This window comes from Paenibacillus sp. FSL R5-0475, assembly GCF_038004585.1.
GTDB lineage: Bacteria > Bacillota > Bacilli > Paenibacillales > Paenibacillaceae > Paenibacillus_AQ.
The window spans coordinates 1,338,493-1,361,220 of sequence record NZ_JBBORK010000001.1; the positions used below are offsets into that span (position 1 = coordinate 1,338,493).

The 22,728-nt window shown below is 41.5% G+C and carries 20 protein-coding genes and 1 other annotated feature; of the genes, 13 read left to right on the forward strand and 7 right to left on the reverse strand.

Annotated elements, in window-relative coordinates:
* Window positions 1–122 precede the first annotated feature (122 nt).
* The gene (locus MKX41_RS05785) at window positions 123–971 is read left to right on the forward strand and encodes a helix-turn-helix transcriptional regulator (protein ID WP_339247564.1); all 849 of its coding nucleotides are present in this window, start codon (window positions 123–125) and stop codon (window positions 969–971) included.
* Window positions 972–1,077: 106 nt separating this feature from the next.
* On the opposite strand, the gene MKX41_RS05790 is transcribed toward MKX41_RS05785, so the two are convergent.
* Window positions 1,078–2,247 carry an MFS transporter gene (locus MKX41_RS05790; protein WP_042187555.1) on the reverse strand — a complete coding sequence of 390 codons (1,170 nt, stop codon included), beginning with the start codon at window positions 2,245–2,247 and terminating at the stop codon, window positions 1,078–1,080.
* A gap of 186 nt (window positions 2,248–2,433) precedes the next feature.
* On the opposite strand from MKX41_RS05790, the gene MKX41_RS05795 reads away from it, so the two are divergent.
* Together MKX41_RS05795 and MKX41_RS05800 are read left to right on the forward strand one after the other, a co-directional pair.
* Window positions 2,434–2,850, forward strand: a complete 417-nt coding sequence (locus MKX41_RS05795; RefSeq protein WP_339247570.1) for a hypothetical protein — start codon at window positions 2,434–2,436, stop codon at window positions 2,848–2,850.
* A 158-nt stretch (window positions 2,851–3,008) separates the two neighbouring features.
* Complete coding sequence (locus MKX41_RS05800; protein WP_340974825.1) at window positions 3,009–3,773, forward strand: exodeoxyribonuclease III; 765 nt, start codon at window positions 3,009–3,011, stop codon at window positions 3,771–3,773.
* Window positions 3,774–3,839: 66 nt separating this feature from the next.
* Here MKX41_RS05800 and MKX41_RS05805 read toward each other — a convergent pair whose 3' ends face one another.
* Window positions 3,840–5,282 (reverse strand): serine hydrolase domain-containing protein, encoded by a 1,443-nt coding sequence (locus MKX41_RS05805; protein ID WP_340969073.1) that lies wholly within the window; start codon window positions 5,280–5,282, stop codon window positions 3,840–3,842.
* 86 nt (window positions 5,283–5,368) lie between these two features.
* Complete coding sequence (locus MKX41_RS05810; protein WP_339247573.1) at window positions 5,369–6,505, reverse strand: VanZ family protein; 1,137 nt, start codon at window positions 6,503–6,505, stop codon at window positions 5,369–5,371.
* A 149-nt stretch (window positions 6,506–6,654) separates the two neighbouring features.
* Between MKX41_RS05810 and MKX41_RS05815 the strand changes: the two genes are divergently transcribed.
* Window positions 6,655–7,002, forward strand: coding sequence for a hypothetical protein (locus MKX41_RS05815; RefSeq protein ID WP_076282841.1), 348 nt, complete (start codon window positions 6,655–6,657; stop codon window positions 7,000–7,002).
* 166 nt (window positions 7,003–7,168) lie between these two features.
* On the forward strand, window positions 7,169–8,401 hold the full coding sequence (locus tag MKX41_RS05820) for an aminopeptidase (protein ID WP_340969074.1): 1,233 nt from the start codon (window positions 7,169–7,171) through the stop codon (window positions 8,399–8,401).
* Between the two features lie 237 nt (window positions 8,402–8,638).
* Here MKX41_RS05820 and trpS read toward each other — a convergent pair whose 3' ends face one another.
* Window positions 8,639–9,634, reverse strand: coding sequence for a tryptophan--tRNA ligase (gene trpS, locus MKX41_RS05825; protein ID WP_340969075.1), 996 nt, complete (start codon window positions 9,632–9,634; stop codon window positions 8,639–8,641).
* Window positions 9,635–9,736: 102 nt separating this feature from the next.
* Window positions 9,737–10,020: a binding site (T-box leader), on the reverse strand.
* A gap of 201 nt (window positions 10,021–10,221) precedes the next feature.
* Here trpS and MKX41_RS05830 point away from each other — a divergent pair.
* Window positions 10,222–10,647, forward strand: a complete 426-nt coding sequence (locus MKX41_RS05830) for a hypothetical protein (RefSeq protein ID WP_339247582.1) — start codon at window positions 10,222–10,224, stop codon at window positions 10,645–10,647.
* Window positions 10,648–10,703: 56 nt separating this feature from the next.
* Here the strand turns inward: MKX41_RS05830 and MKX41_RS05835 are convergent, their stop codons facing one another.
* Entirely contained in the window at window positions 10,704–11,072 is a 369-nt protein-coding gene (locus MKX41_RS05835) for a winged helix-turn-helix transcriptional regulator (RefSeq protein WP_042187569.1), read from the reverse strand.
* A 224-nt stretch (window positions 11,073–11,296) separates the two neighbouring features.
* Between MKX41_RS05835 and MKX41_RS05840 the strand changes: the two genes are divergently transcribed.
* The 3 genes from MKX41_RS05840 to MKX41_RS05850 all read left to right on the forward strand — a co-directional run bounded on the left by MKX41_RS05840 (window position 11,297) and on the right by MKX41_RS05850 (window position 14,705).
* A complete protein-coding gene (locus MKX41_RS05840; protein WP_042187570.1) occupies window positions 11,297–11,833 on the forward strand; it encodes a sigma-70 family RNA polymerase sigma factor in 537 nt (178 codons plus the stop codon).
* On the forward strand, window positions 11,826–12,947 hold the full coding sequence (locus MKX41_RS05845; RefSeq protein WP_340969076.1) for a DUF4179 domain-containing protein: 1,122 nt from the start codon (window positions 11,826–11,828) through the stop codon (window positions 12,945–12,947). Before MKX41_RS05840 ends, MKX41_RS05845 begins: the two co-directional genes overlap by 8 nt.
* A gap of 186 nt (window positions 12,948–13,133) precedes the next feature.
* Window positions 13,134–14,705 carry an ABC-F family ATP-binding cassette domain-containing protein gene (locus MKX41_RS05850; protein ID WP_340969077.1) on the forward strand — a complete coding sequence of 524 codons (1,572 nt, stop codon included), beginning with the start codon at window positions 13,134–13,136 and terminating at the stop codon, window positions 14,703–14,705.
* A gap of 2 nt (window positions 14,706–14,707) precedes the next feature.
* Here the strand turns inward: MKX41_RS05850 and MKX41_RS05855 are convergent, their stop codons facing one another.
* Together MKX41_RS05855 and MKX41_RS05860 are read right to left on the reverse strand one after the other, a co-directional pair.
* Window positions 14,708–16,513, reverse strand: coding sequence for a cache domain-containing sensor histidine kinase (locus MKX41_RS05855; RefSeq protein ID WP_340969078.1), 1,806 nt, complete (start codon window positions 16,511–16,513; stop codon window positions 14,708–14,710).
* Between the two features lie 6 nt (window positions 16,514–16,519).
* On the reverse strand, window positions 16,520–18,148 hold the full coding sequence (locus MKX41_RS05860) for a response regulator (RefSeq protein ID WP_340969080.1): 1,629 nt from the start codon (window positions 18,146–18,148) through the stop codon (window positions 16,520–16,522).
* A 294-nt stretch (window positions 18,149–18,442) separates the two neighbouring features.
* Here MKX41_RS05860 and MKX41_RS05865 point away from each other — a divergent pair, with 294 nt between their 5' ends.
* The 4 genes from MKX41_RS05865 (at window position 18,443) to MKX41_RS05880 (ending at window position 22,728) form a co-directional block, all read left to right on the forward strand.
* Window positions 18,443–19,834: an ABC transporter substrate-binding protein gene (locus MKX41_RS05865; protein ID WP_076121384.1), complete on the forward strand. Its 1,392-nt coding sequence runs from the start codon at window positions 18,443–18,445 to the stop codon at window positions 19,832–19,834.
* A gap of 120 nt (window positions 19,835–19,954) precedes the next feature.
* Window positions 19,955–20,851: a carbohydrate ABC transporter permease gene (locus tag MKX41_RS05870; RefSeq protein WP_427468745.1), complete on the forward strand. Its 897-nt coding sequence runs from the start codon at window positions 19,955–19,957 to the stop codon at window positions 20,849–20,851.
* A 12-nt stretch (window positions 20,852–20,863) separates the two neighbouring features.
* The gene (locus MKX41_RS05875) at window positions 20,864–21,751 is read left to right on the forward strand and encodes a carbohydrate ABC transporter permease (protein WP_081382857.1); all 888 of its coding nucleotides are present in this window, start codon (window positions 20,864–20,866) and stop codon (window positions 21,749–21,751) included.
* A gap of 59 nt (window positions 21,752–21,810) precedes the next feature.
* Window positions 21,811–22,728 (forward strand): dihydrodipicolinate synthase family protein, encoded by a 918-nt coding sequence (locus MKX41_RS05880; RefSeq protein WP_340969081.1) that lies wholly within the window; start codon window positions 21,811–21,813, stop codon window positions 22,726–22,728.

The following is a 22,728-nucleotide window of genomic DNA, read 5'->3' on the forward strand; positions in this document are numbered from 1 at the left end:
TGAACCTCCTCAAGAAGTGTATATAGGTATTTTTCCACTTATTTTATCCTATTACAAGTTATCGTTTATCATAGTATAATTTGTACTATACTAAAGAATGTAACAGAGAGGAGAGGAAGCGTATGGCTAATCAGACGAGGTTGCAGGCATTATCAGATTTCTTAAAAGCACGCCGTGCTGCGATCTCACCCAGCTCTGTTGGACTGCCAGAAGGCACACGCAGGAGAACGCCTGGACTTCGCAGGGAAGAAGTTGCACAGTTAGCGGGGGTAAGCAGTACCTGGTATACGTGGCTAGAACAGGGCAGGGATATTAAAGTATCTTCGTCTGTTCTGGACTGTATTGCGACTGCCCTAAAGCTAACTAATGATGAGCGGAAATATCTTTTTGCACTAGCACTAGAGACTGGAACAGGGAACGTTCTATTTCAGCAAGAGGAATCCTCAGTAATTAGTCCTTCTCTACAGAAAATCTTACAGGAGCTTAAGACTTGTCCTACGATTATTTCAGACCGACGTTGCGGGATTGTAGGTTGGAATGAGGCTGCAGCACATGTGTTTCTAGATTTCTCTAAGCTGCCCATCGAGGAGAGAAACATGATTCGTTTGTTATTTGTTCGTAAGGAGTTCAGACGTTTAGCTGTAAATTGGGAACAATTCGTAAGTGGTTATCTATCCATCTTCAGAGCGTATTACGGACAATATGTAGAGGATCGTTGGTACGATGAATTCATAGAGGAATTAAAGGGACTGCATCCAGCGTTTAATGAAATGTGGGAAAAAAGTCGTGTAAGTTCTGCTCCAGATGTGCTATTGGAATTCAGACATGCCAAAGCAGGGAAAATGTTATTTCATTTAACCTCACTACAGGTTCAAGGCAGCACAGATTTACGTTGTAGTATTTATACACCTGCCGCAGATTCAAATACTGAAATCAAACTGAAACAGCTTATGGAGCAGCATAAAGAATGACTTAGGTAGAAGTTCATAAAAAAGCATCTCTAGCTGAATTATCAACTAGAGTGCTGCGAACAACAGTGCATGAATTTGAAGTGTAAGACTATTGAATGCTGGAAGATTAATGAGTGGCTATATTCTTTTTATTAGCGTGTTTACTTCCATAGATTCTGTACAATATCAATCCGAACAGCATACCGATAAATGACATCACGGAAATTGTTAAATAAAGGACCTTACCTCCAAAGGCTTCATATAATGCTCCACCTGCATAAGAGGCGAGAATTCCTGATACACCGAAGAACAGTAACGCCAACACAGTTTGACCCGTAGCACGCCATTCCACAGGCACAATACTATATAGATACTGAATAGCTGCAGAGTAGAATACCGGGAAGGTAAGGATTTGTAGAATCTGTAGATAAGCTAATAAATGCGGATCCAAAATCCAGGCCGAAATAAAGAATCGAAGAAAATAAAAGGCTCCAGAAATCGAAATAATGATTAGCTCTTTTCCTTTGCGCAGCCACCAAAAGCTTAAGGCGAACACAATAATTTCACTCATTGCGGCGATAAAGAACGATTGACCAACTAATTCAGGACTGCCACCAAGCTCGCGAATATAAACTCCAAGGAAGGTATCGTTCATTCGTGCGGGAACGGAGCTAATAAAGATGAGCACTAGAAATAGCAGTGTTTCTTTGTTGCTAAGAAAATGCTTCAGGCTGTCAAGTGTGACCGGTTTACCGGTCACAGGAGCATCTGGCATGAACCAGCTGACTACGAAGCTTGTAAGACTAATCGCGACGAACAGCAAGGCCATCCCTTGTGAACCGAAATAACTCATCACATAACCTGTGAGTAGGGCCATAACACCGTACCCTAACGCACCGTATGTACGTATCGAACCATAACTAATTCCAGCTGCCTCAGAGATCCGGAAATTCAGGCTTTCAGCTAGCGGATCGATAGGCATTAAGAAGAAATAGAGCAGCATCGCAAAAAGAATAAGTCGCACGTAGCTGCTAGAATCGAATAAAAAGTATCCCGTTACCGCAGAGCATAACAACAGAATTAACAGCACTTTGCGGATCGTTCTTGTTTTGTCACTGATCATCCCCCATAAGGGTTGAGCAATAATGGTAACAAACCCTCCAGTACCAATAATGAATCCAATTTGCGCCGGGTTAAGACCCTGCTCCCCTAAATAGACTGGCAGAAAAGGAATAAACATAGCCAGCAACGCAAAATACAAAAAGTTAAACCCTCGTAATAGTGTTGGTGCATTCATAAGTCTCTTTACCTCACGTATTTAATAATATTTGTATAGTGTCAATTTGGTTATTGTATCACGGATGTTGAATGATTAGGATATAAATCTATGATAAAAATATACTATTCTCCCATATGATATATCCATTCAAGGTTCAGTTCATTTTCATAGAATGTTGTATAACCTTGAAAGGAAGTGTTAAGAATGGCGTCAATTATTGATTATGGTTCTACGTTTTTAACTGTTGATGGTCCAGTATTGGCGGTTGGTGTTGGTCAAGGAATAACTACTACCTCTGTATTTCTTGATCCGGCTAATCCTGCAACTTATCGTTCGAGAGTTGAGCTAAAAGCGAGTTTCGGTGTTGATAGTTTTTCATTTACAGATGATATTCGAGTAGATATTTACAGAGGTGCTACAAAAGTATACAGTAGCCCGCTCAATCGATTCTTCGAACCTGGTAACAACCTTCAGATTGTAAACGTGCTTGCTGTGGATGGTGGACTGCCGGGAACCCAAATTTATACACTGGGTGTTCTATTTGCTAATAGTAATAATGCTGGAAGTTTAATTCAAATAAAAGGCCCAATTACATTCACAGCTACAGCCATTGGTCTATAAGTTAGCTAGCGTATGAATTAACCAAAAGCTGCACCAATTCTCCGCAATGGAGAGAGGTGCGGCTTTTGCTGCTATACATATCCCGTCAGCTCACTATAGTGATATAATAACCGCAGTAATAGTATAACTAAAGCAAAATGCAAGGAGAAAAGCCGATGATAAAGCTAGTATCATGGAATGTTAATGGCCTTCGGGCCTGTGTCAAAAAAGGGTTTAATGACTATTTCAAAGAAGTAGATGCGGATATCTTCTGTGTTCAAGAAACAAAGCTTCAGGAAGGGCAAATTACACTGGAGCATGGCGAAGAATACGATCAATATTGGAATTACGCAGTGAAGAAGGGCTATTCCGGTACGGCAATATTCTCTAAAATCAAGCCGATCTCTGCGAGATATGGGATGGAAGAAGATGAAGAAGCAGAAGGCCGGATCATTACATTAGAGTTCGAACATTTTTATCTGGTCAACGTCTATACGCCTAATGCCAAACGAGATCTGTCTCGATTGGCATATAGAATGGAATGGGAGGACCGTTTCCGTAATTATCTCTTAGAACTGGATAAGCGTAAACCAGTTGTTGTCTGTGGAGACCTAAATGTTGCCCATGAAGATATTGATATCAAGAATGCAAAGGCTAACCGTGGGAACTCCGGTTTTACGGATGAAGAGAGAGGGAAAATGAGTACACTGCTTGAGTCGGGCTTCTTAGATACGTTCAGATATCTTCACCCGGAGCTTGAGGGAGTGTATTCATGGTGGTCTTATATGCCGAAGGTGAGAGAGCGGAATGTGGGCTGGCGAATTGATTATTTCTTAGCTTCTTCTAGACTTGCACCTAATGTAATTGATGCCCAAATTGATTGTCAGATCATGGGTAGTGATCATTGCCCAGTCATGTTGAAGCTAGCTGATTTTTCGGAATAAAAAAAGGGATATAAGGCCGCTAAGTTCCTGCATAGGACGAAGCGGCCTTTCTTTTATTAACTATACCTATTGTATTCTTCCGATTATATCATCGAATTCAAGCGGTCCCATATTCACATTAATCCGCTGCTTAAGGATAAGCATGTTCTCTAGAATATTAATATCAAGTGTAATTAAGAAAGGCATTTCAACAAATAGCAAGGACAATTTAAGTTGATCTTCTGCAGTCCAAGTAAAGCTGGACATGATCCGGTTCATGAAAGGCTCCAGGATGAGTGCAAAGCTTTCGAGCCATTGTCCTCGGCCTAATCGAATGACATTCTTTTCACCAAGTTTAGTTATTAAAGTAACTTCAGCTTCATCATTGTTGAAAGAGATAGAGATAGTAGCTAGTGAAAATTGGTTGTCATCGAGTGTATAGGTTATACCATTCAATTGATCTTCTTGAAAAGATGACCGCTGCAATTGTGGAGGGTCTATCGATAAGTTTTTTAATTGGTCTGCCAATTTGGCTGCTAATGCTTGTTCTTCCACAAGAGGGACATCTTTCATATTGGGTAATAAATGCTCCCACACTGCATTCAAAATACCTTGAATACTATTTGAAGCGGCAGTAATAGCAATTACCGCATCCTGATCGGGAAGAACAACGCAGAGTTGTCCGAATGCGCCATCGGCGCGGTAGGCTCCGTGTTGGCATCTCCAGAATTGATAACCATATCCGAGCGCCCAGTCATGATCGCCTTCGCCATTGGAAATGTGTTTGGAAGTTGCCTCATTAATCCACTGTTCAGGCAGGATTCGTTGATTATTCCAGATCCCTTTTTGTAAGTAAAGCTGGCCGAATTTAGCGATATCCTCTGTGGTAATGCTTAAGCCAAATCCCCCCGTGTTAATTCCACGTGGACAAGACTGCCAAGTTGCTCCGTGAATACCGAGCGGAGCGAACAGACGCGGTTCTAGATATTCTAGCAGTGTTTGGCCAGTAACTCGTTGAAGGATCGCGGACAGCATGTAAGTGGCGCCGGTATTATATAGGAAATGTGTACCTGGTTGTTTCTCCACTGGGACTGAGAAGAAAGCTTTAACCCAATTCCCGTCTGCACTTTTATGAAGTGTGTCCATAGTATCCACGACATGCCCGGTACCCATCATCAATAGATGTCTGATTGTCATGTTGGATAGATTGTCAGTGATAGTCGCAGGAGCCTCTTCAGGGAAGAAGGAGATGACTGAATTGTCGAGTGTGATTAGCTTTTCTGTGACCGCAATCCCGATTGCCGTTGAGGTGAAGCTTTTGCTAAGGGAAAATAGCATATGTGGAAGATCGGACTTATAAGGAGACCACCAGCCTTCAGAGACCACATACCCATGCCTAAGGAGCATGAAGCTATGCAGACCTAAGCTTTGCTTCTCTACTGCATCAATAAAGCTGGATATTGCGGCTGATGATATGCCCTGCTCTTCTGGAAGACTTCTAGACAACTGCAAGCAACTTGTAGTTTCCATTCATTCATCTCCTAAATTTTGAGAATCCTTGCCTTCCTATTTTATAATAAATTCCATTGTATAAATACTATATAAAATGAAGATTTTTAATCCTCTAAAGAGCTGCTGTTGGAGGCATCGTTATGCAATCTTTTCTCAGGCCATGAAATAACATGCGAGGTTCGGCTTAATTTCTCATAGATTAGCTGGTCATCTTTTTTGAATACCTTAATGATTAAATGAATAAAGAAAACTAAATCGACCAGTAGAACAATGAGGTAAGCGACCGTTCTCAATGGTGAAGATAGAAGCCCTGTCACATCAGAATCGATAACAAGCGCGTGAAGTCCAAGTAATATCCAATATAGCAGACCATATCGGATCATAAGCGCCCAGAAAGAAGCTCGATTACCTCTGTTCGTTACCCGAATACGTACAATCCATTTGCCTAAGGTCCGCCCACCAGTAAAAGCTGGAATCAGGATGAAGTAAATCCCTGTTACAATCCAGAAAGCACTTTTTATATCGAATCCATAAAGTACACCAAACCCAATGATCCACACCATACTATCGATGAAAAAAGCAATCCCTCTGCGGGTATAGGAGACTCTTTTTGCAGAACGGTCGATATTCGTATCCAGTTGTTCTATGCGTGGCAGTAACCCGTTTATCCAGATAGAAATTCGGAATCCAAAGATCCCTCCCAGCGTGTTGGTTATAAGATCATCGACATCAAATAGACGGTAGGGATGATCAAAAAAGCCGTAGATGCCTGTAACCTGAGTGACCTCAAAAGATAACGAAAGTATGAAAGACAAGAGAATACACATTCCCCAGCGCGTTCGGAAATAGTAGCCCAGAAACAATCCAAACGGCACGGTCAAAGCGATGTTAAATATCACCTGTAAAAAAGCAGGCTCGCGCAGTAATGACCAATACGTTGAAATCTGATCAGGTATGATCTTAGAACCATCTATAATATCTTGTATGAATTGAAGAGGGACGAGCTGCATCATACTTCCCGAAGGTGCCATATTATGTCTTGAGGAAGGCATCGGAAGCAAAACGAGAAAATAAGCGTTCATCAGATAGAGCAGCAATAAGTATAGGATCAAAGCTCTAAGCTTATGGATGTAGCCGTGTCTACGGTATTGAACGATTAGAAAAGGGAGTGTGAAGATCAATGCCGCTATAGGAAACATCATAAAGGCATAAGAAATTGGGAAAAAATAAGAATGAAACATAAGTCACCTGCCGAATCAATGTTTTTGTGGAATAATGTAGTTTGCTGCAAACTAGCGTTCCCGGCTCATTATAAAATTTTATGATAGGGAACTCAACTTATTTATTTAGCGCTTCCGGCATACATATGTCTATAGAGGAGCGTGAAGTGATGGAGAAAAAGGTGCAGCAGTATTATCGACTGAAGCAAAAGCAAAAGGAAATTGAAAAAGAATTGGCAGAGCTTCGGCAGGATATTCTTAGCTATTGTAGTGAGCAGGGGGCCACCGAGACTGAGATTGGAAGCTACAAAGTGAAGCTAGTGATGCAAAATCGCAAAGAATATGATGATCTCAAGTTATATGAAACCTTATCAGACCCTGAAGTGTGGCGAATGCTTTCCAAATCAGATCCCGCGAAGATAGCAAGTTTGACCAAGCTTAACGTAATCTCTGAGGACAAGATAATGCATACCTATTCTTTAAAGACGGTAACGTTACTGCAAGTAGATAAAAAATAAAGATTTACGTGAGCGGTTCCTTTCATGGGGGCCGCTTTATTATATCGAATCGCAACTCTTAGCATTTTGCGTTAAAATAAGAAGTGAAGCTGACCGTCTGCTGTTAAGGAGCTCCGGTGCTTTGGTGCGACAGTAAAGCAACCATAGAGATGGAGGAAGAGAATTCATGAAAGATTTTGATGTCATGTTAGAGAAATATGCGAACCTGGTTGTAAAAGTAGGGGTAAATGTACAGCCTGGACAAGTTTTGATGGTGCATGCACCTATTGAAACGGCAGAGCTTACTCGCTTGATTGTAGGTAAAGCCTATGAAGCAGGTGCTAAATATGTAATCGTTGATTGGGACGATGAAGCGACTACACGTATTCGTTACGAAAAAGCCCCAGAAGATTCCTTCGATTACTATCCACAGTGGCAAGCAGAAATGATGGAGAAGTTTGCGGAAGAGAACGGCGCCATCTTACATATTAAAGTACCAGATCCGGAATTGTTCAATGGTATTGATTCTTACAAAGTGTCAAGAGCAGTTAAAGCGGCAGCTGTTGCTCGCAAAAACTACTCCAAATATACTCGTAATAGCAAAATTAGCTGGTCTCTCGTTAAGGCTCCAACGCGTGCTTGGGCGAACAAGGTGTTTGCTGATCTTCCAGAGGAAGAGCGAGTAGAGGCTATGTGGGAAGCGGTGTTCCAGATGAATCGTGTAGGTAGCGAGGATCCAGTTGCCGCATGGAGAGAGCATATCGGTCAATTGAAAGAAAGTCAGGATAGAATGAACGCTAAGCGTTATAAAAGCCTGCATTACCGCGCTCCGGGAACGGATCTGCATGTGGAGCTTCCAGAAGGACATCTATGGCGTGGAGGCGGCGGAGAGAATGATAAAGGTGTGTATTTCGTGGCTAATATGCCAACGGAAGAGATCTATTCTATGCCACATCGTACAGGTGTGAATGGTACAGTTAGAAGCACACTTCCTTTGAATCTGAACGGACGTTTGGTAGAAGGCCTTTCCTTCACTTTTAAAGATGGAAAAGTAGTAGCATATGAAGCTGAGTCCGGACGTGAGCATCTGACTTCGCTGCTGGCAACCGATGAAGGTGCATCCTATTTAGGAGAAGTAGCTTTAGTCCAGCATGATTCTCCAATCTCTCGATTGAACCGAATTTTCTACAATACAGGGATTGATGAGAATGCCTCCTGCCATTTCGCGTTGGGAAGTGCCTATCCTGTCAATATTGAAGGCGGCACAAAGCTTACGAATGAAGAGCTTGTCGCACGAGGTGCTAATGTCAGCTTAACGCATGTCGATTTTATGATTGGTTCAGCTGAGCTGGATATTGACGGAGAATTGGCGGATGGTACGATTGAGCCGGTATTTCGTAAAGGGAATTGGGTGCTGTAAGGTATAAAATTAAGGTCGTAATCTCGCTTTAGGGGGTTACGGCCTTTTTTTGAAGAAAGGATTTACGTTATAGAAAGTATTTTTATATAGAAGCGGACAAGTATAAAGTCCTAACCCCTGGTCCAGAGTATAGCTTCAAGGAGGGATCGACGCTTGTAGCTGCAAGCGAAGCAAAAACAGCCGGCGCTCTCTTCAATAGAGAGTCCGGCGTTTTTTTATTGCCCTTAGAGATCAGTTTTATTTTGAAAAATAATTAAGGCCCATAGCCTCGCGTACTTCGGACATCGTTTCTTGAGCAATATCGCGGGCACGCTTAGTTCCGGATAATAAGATATCCTCAACAACCTTGGGTCTGGCAGCATAATAGGAGCGACGCTCACGCATTGGTTCAATTAGCTGGTCTAGAGCTGTCGTGATAAGCTGCTTACAGGCTGAACAGCTTATACTGCCACTTTCGCAGCTATCGTGAATTTCTGGGGCGCCATGCCAACGAACAGCACGATGATAAGCATAAATGGGACAAATATCTGGATGCCCAGGATCATTTTTATGAACACGGGCTGGATCAGTTGTGGCTTTACGGATCTTGAAGGTGATCTCTTCTTTCGTAGAGTCCAGCTCGATAGCATTGCCGAGGCTTTTACTCATTTTAGCATTGCCGTCTGTTCCTACTAGTCTTGGCGTCTCGCTGATGAGCGCTCTGGGCTCCACAAGGATGGGGCTGTACAGTTCGTTGAATCTACGTACGATTTTGCGGGTCAACTCCAGATGGGGAAGCTGGTCTTCTCCTACAGGAATAATCGTCGCTTTACAAAAGGTTATATCCGCAGCCTGGCTAACTGGATAACCTAGAAAACCATAATACAATTCATCTAAGCTGGAATTTTTCGATTCGGCTTTAATCGTGGGATTATGCCGTAAAGAATTCACAGTAACAAACATGGAGAATAGGACGGTCAGCTCAGCGATCTCTGGAACCATAGATTGAATAAATAGGGTGGATTTATCTGGATTTATACCCGCCGATAAATAGTCCAGTGTGATTTCATTCAAGTTTTGACCAAGGTATTGAGGCCGATCAAAGTGAGTCGTTAGGGCTTGAATATCTGCTAGAAACACAAAAGTATCATATTGCTCCTGTAGAGTCACTCGGTTCTGTAAACTGCCCACGTAATGGCCAAGGTGCAGCTTTCCGGTCACTCGATCTCCAGTTAATACACGTTCTTTTATCATTTGAATTCCTCCTGTTTTGTCGCTTCTGATTAATATTGAGTCGCCACCACCAGCCATCATCCATGGCCATCACCTCCTTTAAATGACAAAAAAACCTCATCCAATAAGGACGAAGTTGTCGTGGTACCACCTTAAATGATCGCGCAACCAGGTTTCGTTAGTATTACGATCTTCTCTTACCGGTACGGAGAAGGTCTGAGACAATCTCGATACAGGTCCCTTGATAACGGCGGGAAACCCGGCTTTCCCTACAACATCAGCTAAGATGGTTCGGAAGAGCAACTCTAAAGGCCATTCGATCAAGCGCTGGACACCGGTTCGCAGCAGCCACCGGCTCTCTGAAGTCCATGTTCGATTGTCTACTTACCCTTTGTCTGCGTTGTTCATGATATTTTGGAAATTGTAATTCTGATGAGTGAGTTTGTCAATGGTTGGAAATTAGATGATGATACAGAGCATCTAGGTTTATATGATCTAGCAAAGTATCACTTAAATGTATATTATCATCAGCAATTAAGTCCAATCTATCATTGTTGATTCACAATATAATAATGTATAACCTTGTAATTGGAATGGAGTGATGATAAATGGCGACAAATATAAGTTATGGTTCACAGGCAAAAATCCCTTTAGACCCGTTTAATGCTGTTACAACGGTTGCAGGAATTCCTGGAGCTGGAGCGGGTCTTGCCACAGCGCAAGTAAATATTAGCCCAGCTAACCCAGCTTCTTTCTCTAGTAGAGTCGAGTTAAATGGTAGTTTTAGTCTTACTGCACTTGCTGATAGTCAATTTCTTGTTTTAATCCGACGTGCTGGAGTCGATATTTATAGCTCCTTTTTTCGTTTTACTACAACTACTGATATTCAATTAAATGTTCAGTGGGTTGATGGTCCTTATATTGGAATCCACAACTATGAATTGGTAATTCAGAATGACAGCAACTTGCCTATAAATCTATTTGGACCCATATCATTCACAGCAACTGCTATTGGAGGAGACGGAGTAATTTAAGTTATGGACAGTTAAATCATTCTGATTTAACTGTCCTTTTTTTCATGGGGTAAAATTTATTTATTTAAAATGTTGTCCTCTAAAACAGCATATTTATCGCCATACTGCTTAATGATATGTTGTTCTCCCCAATTACATAGAGAAGTTAAAATGTCGCTTAAACTATCACCATACTCACTAAGCTCATATTCCACTTTGGGTGGAACCTGATTGTATACGATCCGGTTGATAATTCCATCGGCCTCAAGTTCGCGTAGTTGCTGGGTTAACATTTTTTGAGTAATTCCGGGCATTAACTGTTTTAGTTCCGATGTTCGCTTTTTGCCATGAGTTAAATGACACAAAATTACACATTTCCATTTCCCTCCAATTACTTCGAGTGTGGCCTCAACAGAAATATTGTATTTTTTCTTGATAGTTGTCATGATATCCTCCAATGTATGGGTACTTTTTAGTACCTATGGTACTTTTAAGTGCGTACTGTTGATTATGTCCAATTTTACTTATCATAACATTTATCGTTCTTTTTTTATAGAATGTTATAATTTTAAGTGCTCAGTCCCAAAAAAGTTAATACAAATAAAAACCGTTTCTATACCCTCCCCGTCTTAATCTATGAGAGGTTTAGGAGAGGGGGCTAAGGAAGGATATGACGATGACTAATGCAGAAATGAAGAAGGTAACGATTCTTGATTCTCGGAGCGAGACGGATTTCTACGATTCTATATTGGTACATAGAGAACAGCTATACAGTATTGCCTACAGCTACTTGCGTAACCGGAATGATGCGCTTGAAGCGATGCAGGAAATGACTTGCCGGGCCTGGATCAAAAGAAAAACGTTAAAGGATCCAAAAGCGTTTAAATCATGGATCATTCGGATCCTGATTTATGTCTGTATAGATGAACAAAGACGTAGAAAGCGTTCCATGCCGCTTGTTGACGAGAGAATAGGAGAGCAGATTACGCACATTGGCCATCATCGGATGGAAATGCTGTGGGCACTTGAACAGGTTAAACCCAAGTATCGCCATGTGCTGCTGCTTAAATACTACAACGATATGACCTTAAATGAGATTGCTAAAATACTGGATAAACCTGAAGGAACGGTCAAGACATGGCAGCATAAAGGACTCAAGCAGTTAAGAACGATCATTAAGAATCGGGGTGATTGGAACCATGAGTAGTCAGGAGGAGCTTGCCATGTTAATCGATGCTGAACGGATCCCACAGGAGCAAAAAATGGAGAGTGCGGCCGCACAAATCTATGCCATTCAAGCAGGACTCGAACTAGGTAAAAAGCGCGGAAAAAAGCTAATGTTTGCTAGAAGCGCTATGGCTGTACTGACTGCATCTGTTTTGATTGCAGGTTTACTCTTCTTCAATCCAACCCAATTGATGCCACAGCAAGCCTCTACCAGTATTGAATCAAGTGATTGGGGTGTGTTGGAACCTTTTAAGAAGCTGGCTGAATCTGATGTTGATGCCCTTACGTTAGAATCTGCAATTCGAAACGATTATGTGCAAATCGTGAATAAGAGCGCTGAGAAAAACGGATATAAGATCACTCTAAATGCTGTAATCGCTGATGAAAATAAAATTATACTGCTATATACAGGGACTACAAGTGATGGTCAGGAAATTTACAATGTGAATAGTGTATGGCTGACAGATGCTGTGACGGGACAAAGTGTAGTGGATAAAAATGGGGGTAGAGGTGGGATGGGTTTACATGCTGTGGATAGTATTTATACATGGCTCGGAAAAACTATCTATCCACTAGATAAGGATAAAGCATTTCCAAAAGAGGTGGTGGCGAATTTTCAGATCACTTCAGTGGATCCAGGAATGTTAGCAAAACCAAAAACGGGAACGGATCTAGCTGACATGCGCTATTCTGATCGTTTAAAGGTGAGCTTCGCTATTGATCCAAAATTCTGGGAACAGAAGACCGAGACAGTAGTTATAAATCAGCCTTTTATGATTGACGGACATGAAGTGAATCTTGCGCAGGTGGAGCTATCTCCTTTAAGTATAGTAGTTAAATTTACGTTAAGTGAGGCATTAAAAACCGATTGGGAGATCAGGAATGAGTTATTTGGAAAGACCCCCAGTGAGTTGACATCGCGGGTTGGGAAGCGCGAATTGAAAAATAATTCGATTGGCGGAAGTGGCAGTGAGGATGGATTTATAAGTAACTTTAGCAGCAACGTATTGGATCAACCCAAATTCATTCGTTTGAAACTTGATGCGGGGCCTGATCGCGAGAAAGAGGAGTATATTGATATCTTGAAAAAATAAGCAGCAAGTGATGAGAGTGAGAATGTGATGGGATTCGTAATGCAGAAAAAGGTCCGCTGACAGCGACCTTTTTTTGTTTTCTAGAAGATTAAATATGATTATAAAGTCCTTTTTAAAATAGTGCTATAATAGCTCTTTGAGTGTTCTGAGCTGTATTTTGATCTATATGAACTAGGGGTGATAGATTTGAGCGTAATCCGTATGGAGAACGTAACTAAGAAATATGAGAATACTTTGATTTTTCGAGATATATATTTTCGAGTTAGCAAGGGTGAGCGGATTGGGTTAATCGGACGAAATGGTGCGGGGAAGTCTACTGTTTTTAAACTGATGATGGGAAAAGAGGAGCCAACAATAGGGAAAGTAGAGTTAGATCCCAATGTGAAGATCAGTTATTTCTCTCAATTCTCGGAGCTTTCCGGCTCCTTGTCTGTACAGCAAGAGTTAGAATTGTGCTTTGAGCAGGTAGCGCTTATCGAACAGGAGCTTAACCAAATCGGGGAACAGCTTGGACAAGTGACGGATGATGACCAGATGAATACACTTTTAGAGCGGCAAGCAGCGCTTTTTGAACAAATGGATCATTTAGATGGCTGGAATGTATCTGTAGAAATCAACACTGTTCTGACGAAGTTGGGCTTCAATGAAAGATCACGGCATCAACCTGTTGATGAGTTATCAGGAGGCTGGAGGAACCGTGCGGCACTGGCCAAAGTCTTAATTGAAATGCCCGACGTCGTATTGCTCGATGAGCCTACTAACTTTTTGGATATCGAAGGGATCGTATGGTTGGAGCAGTGGCTGCACCGTTTTAATGGGGCGATGATTCTCGTCTCCCATGACCGGCAATTTATTGACAGAGTAGTCACGCGGACAATAGAAATCGAGAATTATCATTTTCAGGAATATGAAGGCAATTACACCGACTATGTTCGTAAAAAGAAGATGCGCAAAAAGGTGCTTGATCGTCAATTCGAGTGGGAAGAAGAGCTTCTACTTATGGAGTCGGAAGCCATTGAAACCCGCGGGAACAAAAAGTCCTCGAAGGATCGTCTATCACGTAAACTGACAGATATGAAAAAGCGTGTGGAGCCTCATCCAGTGAACGTACTGATCACCGATATCTACAGCAATTTACGGTTTCCGGACAAGCTTGGTGAAGTGAAGGGAATTGGACAAAGCTATGATGGTCGGACGATATTCCAGAACATTAGCTTCGATATTCAAAAGGAAGATCGGATAGCTATTGTGGGGCCTAACGGAAGTGGGAAGTCGACGCTCATAAAGGTATTGACTGGGCAAGAAGAGCCTGAAACGGGTGGTGTGACTTGGGAACGTGGGATCAGTTACGCGTACTTCAATCAGATGTGGGACGAACTCGATGTTAAGGATACAGTCAGTCATGCCGTAAATGTGTACGGGCTGGGACTCGATGCTCCGCGGAAAAAAGTGAATAAATTTCTATCGATGCTACAATTCTCGGAAATGGATCTGAGCAAAACGATCGGCAGTCTGTCAGGTGGACAGCAGGCCAGAGTAGCGTTAGCGAAATGCCTTCTCTCTGGCGCGGCTGTTATTATTTTGGATGAGCCAACGAATCATTTAGATTTGACGAGTATTCAGGTGATGGAGCAAGCACTCATTCATTTCCCTGGAGCCGTAGTTACCGTCAGTCATGACCGCTTCTTCATCGATAAAATTGCAACGAAAATGCTTACCTTCGATCCTGAAGCAGGAATCACTGAGCAGAATGTTTAGGATTATGCTGGCAGTCGGATGATCACGGTCGTCCCTTCACCTACTTGAATGGTGATTTCAATCCCATAGGCTTCACCAAAATGAAATTGAATACGATCATGAACATTTTTTATACCAATATGATCTTCATCTAGGGTGTCTGATGGTTGAGAGAGACGAAGACGTAACTGTTTAAGTTTCTCTTCATCGATACCAATTCCGTTATCTTTAACGATAATTAGCATGTTATCCCCCGAAATCATCGAGGAGACTTCAAGGAGACCCGGTTCATTTCGACACTCCAGTCCATGGACGATAGCATTCTCAACGATGGGTTGAAGGGAAAAGTGCATGACTTTAATTATTTCGGTATTAGGTTCTAGCTGTTCAATATATTGAATTTTGTCCCCGAAACGTAATTGTTGGATTTTTACATACAGCCGGACGTGTTCAAGTTCTTCTCGCAGGGTTACGGTTATCTTTCCGGTCTGGATATGAATCCGAAACAATCTACCTACAATCCCCACCATTTCGCCAATCTCTCTTTGCCCATTAATGATAGCTTTCATTTGAATAGATTCAAGTACATTCGCAAGGAAATGTGGATTGATTTGGCTTTTAAGGGCGCCGTATTGAGCTACTTTTTGCTGTGCTTTGGCCATAGAAGATCGCTCGATATAATTTTGCAGGTCTTTCACCATTTTTCGGATTCCATTGTATAGAACACCAAACTCATCTTGACGATTACTATACAAATCCACATCAAAGTTCCCCATCCCCACCAGCTTAACCTTTCGGCTTAAAAGAATAATAGGCTTAGTGACACGCTCCGATAGGATATACATGAATAAGATCGCAGTGACAAGCGACAAGAGCGCTAATGTTAAAATGATTTTTCCGAGAAAAGTGGCTTGCTTAGTCATCTCTTTTTCATCTATATACTGTATGACCTTCCAGTTGGAATAGGGAGACGTAACAAAGTTAATGTACGAGTCTTTATCATCAAAAGTACCATAAAAGCTTCCCGTATCATTGTTCATGAAAGTATTAAGCGCCTGAGGTTCTATAGGGATAGGTTGTAAGGGTGAGGTCTCCAAGATGTCAGAGCTGTAAACACTACCGCCCTTATCGTCTAAAATAATGAATTTTCGTTTGCTATTCTCCGAGAGCTTTAAGATTTCACGTAATGAATCCAATCGGATATCGATTAACATGACGCCAATGGGCTGCTTGCTTCCTTTTTTATTAATGACTCGGGCAATAGAAATGACGGATTGTTTGGAATTGGTGCGATAGAAGGGGACATGGCTGCCAAATAGAATCACTCCGCCTTTTTTCTGCTGGGTCTGTAAATACCAATCCTCCTGGGTATAATCCTTCACATCATAATCCGCACGATTGAAATTGGCAGAGTAGAACACACGTGATCCCGAAAAAATCTGCACACTATCAACATTTTTAATCGTCATCTCAATCCCGCTGATGAAATGCTCAATCGTGTTTCCATACTGAATATTCAGGTCATTTCCGACGTCGTCTTTATGGATCGTCCAATGCTCAAGTGCGGTTTGGAGCTGGCTATCTACCTGTGCGTTCAGTGTACCTTTATCAATACTTTGAAGATATTGGTCAATGTTGAACGAGAGGTTATTAAGGATCAGATTTGAGCTGCTCTGGTATTCATTTTTGACGGCTTGGTTTGAAAAGATATAGATGATTGCGGATATGATCAGGAGTGGAATGGTAATGGTCAGGATCATCAGCATGAAAATTTGACGATTGACATGTCGCATCCGGTAGCGTCTCTTTGGTTGCTCAATCTGCATCATTTTAGGTCACCAGCCTGATTGTTTTCTATAGTCTGATGGGGTCATGTTGGTGATACTTCGGAATGTTTTCACGAAATGCTTATAGCTTTTGTAACCACACATCGTACAGACATCGGTCACTAGAATCTCTGGTTTTTTTAAGCATTCCTGCGCATATTCCATCCGAATTTCGGTTACAAATCGCATATAGTTCTTATCGAGTTTCCGCTTGAAGAGGCGACTTAAATAAGACGGATTATAGAAGAATCGATCTGCTACCATCTGCAGAGTCACGTCTTGATCAATATTTTCTTTAATGAAGGATTTAATATGCTCGAATATGATCACATCCTGTTGGTGGTTGTGTGTCAGTCCTTCGGTATAAACAATCCCCAAATGAATCATCCACCTGCCAAGCCAGTCAAAAAGCGTCTCAAGCGAATCAAAATCATCCACAAAGGTAAGGTTCAGGAGCTTTTCGCTGTACACACCTTCGATATGGATGTGGTTTTTATTGGCGAAGCGGATTATAACACTTATGATTTCCTGAAGAAATGCGAGCCAGTAATCAGGAGAAGAGACATCGGTTTTACTCAAAATATCTTGAGCCAGGCGGTGCATCAGCTGGAGCGTCTCTATTTCGTTAGAACTTTCGATACAGGAGATCATCCGTTTCTTATCATTCTCATCTAGTTGAATTAAGGATGGTTTCTGAGAATTTGAGTTTTCTGTCCATTGTGGCACATAGAATAACCTGCAATCTCTCATGTAAAAGCGTTGATATAACATTCGATCGGAATCGTGCAGCAAAGTATGTATTTGTGCAGGGTTCTCCGTCGTCTTACCTATAACTAAATAGAGGCCTAGATGATGTTCTAGCGTAAGCGCCTTCAGATATTGATCGATTCGTATCTGTACTTGAGTTTGAAGAGGGAAGTTGTCAGTAGAAGACGGAGATCCCAATACAATAAGACCATAGAGCTTTGTTTTAGATGAATATGTAAAAATAGAGTGCGGTGTAGAGGCATGGAGATACTCATCCACTGCGTAATGAATGAACTTTTCCGCATATTCTCTCATCCATAGGGTGGATTGCGTGCGCGTTTCTCTCATAGGAATGCCAGTCAAAACAAAGGGGAGATAAAGATAGTAGTTACTGTTGAAATTACATAGTTCATGGATAATAGCATCATCTATTACTGAATGTTCTTCCTCTAGCAACAGCTTTACAAGCTCTGCCCCTTCCAGATTAGAACGTTTTAATCGGTCTTGCCGCTTTAGATGAAGCTTGTTCATACAGTTTTGTATTACTAGAAGGCTTTCTTCATATTCCAAAGGCTTAAGCAAAAAAGCATGTACATTCCCTACTTGTATAGCCTTCTGAGCGTATTCGAAATCGTTGAATCCTGTCAAAATGATAAATAATGTATCAGGAAGCAGATTGCGAATCTGTTCAATCATTTGAAGCCCATCCATTTCGGGCATCCGGATATCGGTGATCACCAAATCGGGCTTCTCGCGTAGCGCGGTGGTCATTCCTTCTCTGCCATTCTCTGCTTCAATAATGCTGTGGACCCCAAGCTCCTCCCAAGCAAAGTAATATTTTAAGCCCGTCCGTATTAATGGCTCATCCTCTACAATCATCAATTTATACATGAAATCCCTCCGGAAGACTAGAATTATAGTGGATCACTCGTAAGAGAATACCATTAGATGTAAGATTAAAAGGGTTACATTAAGGCGAAAAAGTGAAAAAATATAAATTCAATTGTTAATAGGTGGAATATGTAATGTATTATAACATTGAAGTGGGGTAGATTGAAGGGATATGTCAGAAATGAACCCTAAAAGTAAAAGGAGTGGGATTCTCCTGAATTTACAATTGATTTATGATTAGCGCAAGGAATGAGAGCAGTACTTTATTCCACAAAAAATAATTGGGGGTAGCACATGAAAGCAATGAAAAAAGGGCTAATGAGTATTGTTGGTGTCGCACTTTTAGGTACACAGTTAGTTGCATGTGGAAATACGAACACAGCGAATTCAGCGGTTACACCAAGTAATAATGCTGACAAGACAGAGCCCGCAGCAACTGAGGTTGCTGCTAAACCAGTAGAAATTACTTGGTGGAATTTTCCGAGCTTTCAAGCTTTAGATGGCGAAGTAGGCAAGTATGAGAAGGAAATCATTGCAGCTTTTAATGAGAAGAATCCTGAAATTAAAGTAAACCTTGAGATGATCACCTTTGAAGGCGGCCCTGAAAAACTGAATGTCGCAATTGCTTCGAATACCGCACCTGATGTGATCTATGATGCACCTGGACGGATTATCGATTGGGGTAAAAAGGATTTGCTTGCACCGCTTAACGACATGGTGACTGATGAAGTGAAGAATGATATTTCAGAAGCTTTTTGGAAGCAGTCAAGTGTAGGCGACAACATCTTTATGTACCCGATCAACACAGCGCCTTTTATGATGGCTGTTAATAAATCTATTTTTGAAAAGATTGGCGCTCTAGATTTACTACCTTTGGATAAGGAAGATAGAACTTGGACGTTTGAAGAATATAAAAAGGCGTTGGAAGCTGTAAAAGAAAAGGCACCGGACGTTATTCCTACAGGATTCTTCGCGAAGAGCCAAGCTGGAGACCAAGGCACTCGCGCTTATCTTGCTAACTTAGGTGTATCCCGATTCTTAAATGAAGATAACTCAGCAGTCGCTATCAATACTGATAATGCTGCTAAAGCGTTAGATTGGATTGTCCAAGCTACGAAAGATAAACTCAGTGTCTCTGGTGCAGCTTCACTTGCGGCTGCTGACGTGAACGATTTGTTCCTGCAAGGTAAATTGGCCTTTACACTTAACTATTCCGCTGTACTAAAAGCACAGAACGTATCTAAAAAAATGGTACAGTTCGAAGATATTCTCCTTCCATTCCCTACACTAGATGGTTCAGAACCAAAGCTTGAACCATATCTGGGCGGTATGGCTGTATTTAACAATGGGGATGAAGCTAAGATTGCAGCTTCCAAAAAGCTGATTGATTTTATTGCTAATGATCCTGTATGGGGTAAGAAAAACTTGATTCAAACAGGTGGTCTCTCGGTTCGTAATTCGATTACTGGTCTTTATGACGATCCAGAGTATAAATACGCTGAATATGCACGTAAATTTACGACAGATGCACCAACGATTGCTGATGGATATGCAGATATTCGTACGTTCTGGTTCCCTGAATTACAACGTGCTTTAACTGGAGGCGCAACCGGCAAGGAAGCTTTGGATAGTTTTGCTACAAAGGCTAACGAAGCTATTACTAAAGCAAAAGCAGCTATGAAATAAATAGTGAATGGTGTTCAAAAGAATAGAGTGCGGGAAGCACTCTATTCTTTTGAAAAAATGAAAATTTTCAAGCTACCTATAAATATCATTATTTTTCATCAGAGAAATGGGGAGAAGGTTGTGGGGACAACGGTACGCAAAATTAAAGGTTATGTGATACGTGACTGGATGATGAGTTATCTCTTCTTATTACCAGCGTTTGGATTTTTTCTTCTGTTTGTAGCCTACCCAATGATAAAAGGGGTTTATATTAGTTTCTTTGATTACTCGCTGAGAGATTTTAGTTTTATTGGTCTCGATAATTATATTTCATTATTTAAAGATGATAATTTCATGAAGTCCATGGGAAATACTTTATTACTCGTAGTGATCACCGTACCGATCGTGATTATCTTTTCACTGTTTGTCTCCATGAATATTTATAAGAAAAAAGAGTTTGCTAGATCGTTTTTCCGCGGGGTGTTCTACTTGCCAGCCGTATCTTCGGTCGTAAGTATTACAGTCGTTTGGGGCTGGATTTACCATCCCAACTACGGAATTCTGAATTATTTGACGGGTTTATTTGGAATGGAGCCTGTTTCATGGCTTGGGGATACAAGAACCGCATTACTTGCAATTATCGTGGTCTTAATAACGACTTCTGTAGGGCAACCGATCATTTTGTATGTGGCCTCCATTGGTAACATTCCTACCTCTTATATTGAAGCCGCAGAGATAGATCGAGCAACCCCTTGGCAAATTTTCCGGAAAATATTATGGCCGATGCTGATGCCAACGAACTTATATATTATCGTGATTACCACGATTAATACCTTTCAGTGTTTTGCACTGATTCAACTCCTTACCTCAGGTGGACCTGTATATAGCACTTCAACTGTTATGTATGGTGTATATGAACAAGCCTTTATGCTAGGTCATTTCGGATATGCCTCTGCAATGGGCGTCATACTCGCAATTGTAATTGGGATCATTTCAATCATTCAATTCAAATACTTTGGCAGCGATGTTGAGTATTAAGGAGGGGACATCATGAATTCTACGAATCCATTAGAACTGAAAGCACCTATTATCCAGTCTAAGAAAGTAAGCGCATGGAAAAAAGAATTAACGATTCCAAAAATAATCGCTACAATCCTATTGATTTTGGCTACATTATTTTTTATCTTTCCCTTTTACTGGGTAGTGTCGGGGGCCTTTAAACTTCAAACTGTGGCAACGACCATCCCACCGGAATGGTTTCCGTTAAAGCCGACGTTACAGAACTGGACAGAATTATTTAAGAATCCCGTAGAACGCTGGATGTTTAATAGCTTTATTATTGCTTTTGCAGAAATGGCTGCGATCTGTATTGTCTCCTCCTGCGCCGGATATGTTCTCGCAAAGAAATCGTTTCCCGGACGAGGAATTATCTTCACGATGTTTGTTGCCGCTATGGCATTGCCTAAGCAAGTTATTCTCGTTCCGCTGTTTACGATGTTAGCAGACTTTGGTTGGGTCAATACGTATAAAGGGCTTATTTTACCGGCGATTGGCTGGCCATTTGGAGTCTTTTTGATGAAACAGTTCGCGCAGACGATTCCGGGAGAGTTGATTGAAGCGGCAAAAATTGACGGCAGCTCGGAAATTCGATTGTTCGGAACGATCATTTTACCGTTATTGAAACCAGCAGTTGGTGCACTGGCTATATTCACCTTTATTACTTCATGGAACGATTATTTCAGCCAGCTAATCATGACGCGATCTACTTCGATGATGACCTTGCCACTTGGGGTTGCGACACTTCGAGGCGAATTCACAACGAACTATGGACTGCTTATGGCAGGAGCTGCGTTAGCTTCAATTCCTATGATTGCGATTTTCCTAATGTTTCAAAAGGCATTCACACAAGGGATTACGATGGGTGCTGTTAAGGGTTAAATACTCTTATAACAACGTAAATTAATGAGCTGTGACTTAAACGACGGAGGCTGTTATTTATGAAATCAACTGATCTTGAAGTTTTTAAAGGCATTATTATCGCTTTGTACTCCAGTTATGATACCGAGGGGAATATAGATAAAGAAGCGGCACGCAAATTAGCTCGTCATTATGCTTCTACAGGTGTGAAAGGGCTTTATGTTGGCGGCAGCTCAGGCGAAGGCATGCTGCAATCTGTAGAAGAGCGTAAACAAATGCTCGAAGCAGTTATAGCGGAAGTAGGAGATGAGCTTACGATCATTGCTCATGTAGGTGCTCCATCTACAAGAGACAGTGTTGAGCTAGCAGTACATGCTGAATTAGTTGGCGCACATGCGGTATCGGCTGTTCCGGCTATCTATTATCGTTTGTCTCCAGACAGTGTAGAGAGTCATTGGCAGGCGATCATTGATAGTACTTCACTTCCATTTATTATCTACCACATCCCGCAAACGACAGGCTTTCAATTATCTAAAAGCTTGTTAGTGAAGATGGCCGCGCAGGATAAAGTGATTGGCGTGAAGATTTCAGCAGAAAGTACATTTGAGCTTCAGCAGTTTAAGGCAGCAGGTGGAAATGATTTTCTTGTATTGAATGGACCAGATGAGCAGTACTTAGCTGGCCGCAGCATTGGGGCAGATGGTGGGATTGGTGGAACCTACGGGGTTATGCCCGAGCTATTTTTAAAAGTAGAACAATGTTATGGGCAAGGCGATATGGCTGAGGCGCAGAAATGGCAGTTCATTATCAATGATCTCATTGTAGAGTTATTATCCTTTCCATCATTATATGGTGCATGCAAAGCAATTCTGAGTTTGCGTGGATTTGAAACGGGCCAACCGAGAATGCCACTTCTACCCATCAAGGCTTCGGATCAGGATGGGGTGGAAGCTCTCAACAATAGAATATTAGAGTATATTCTTGAAGCGAAGGGATAG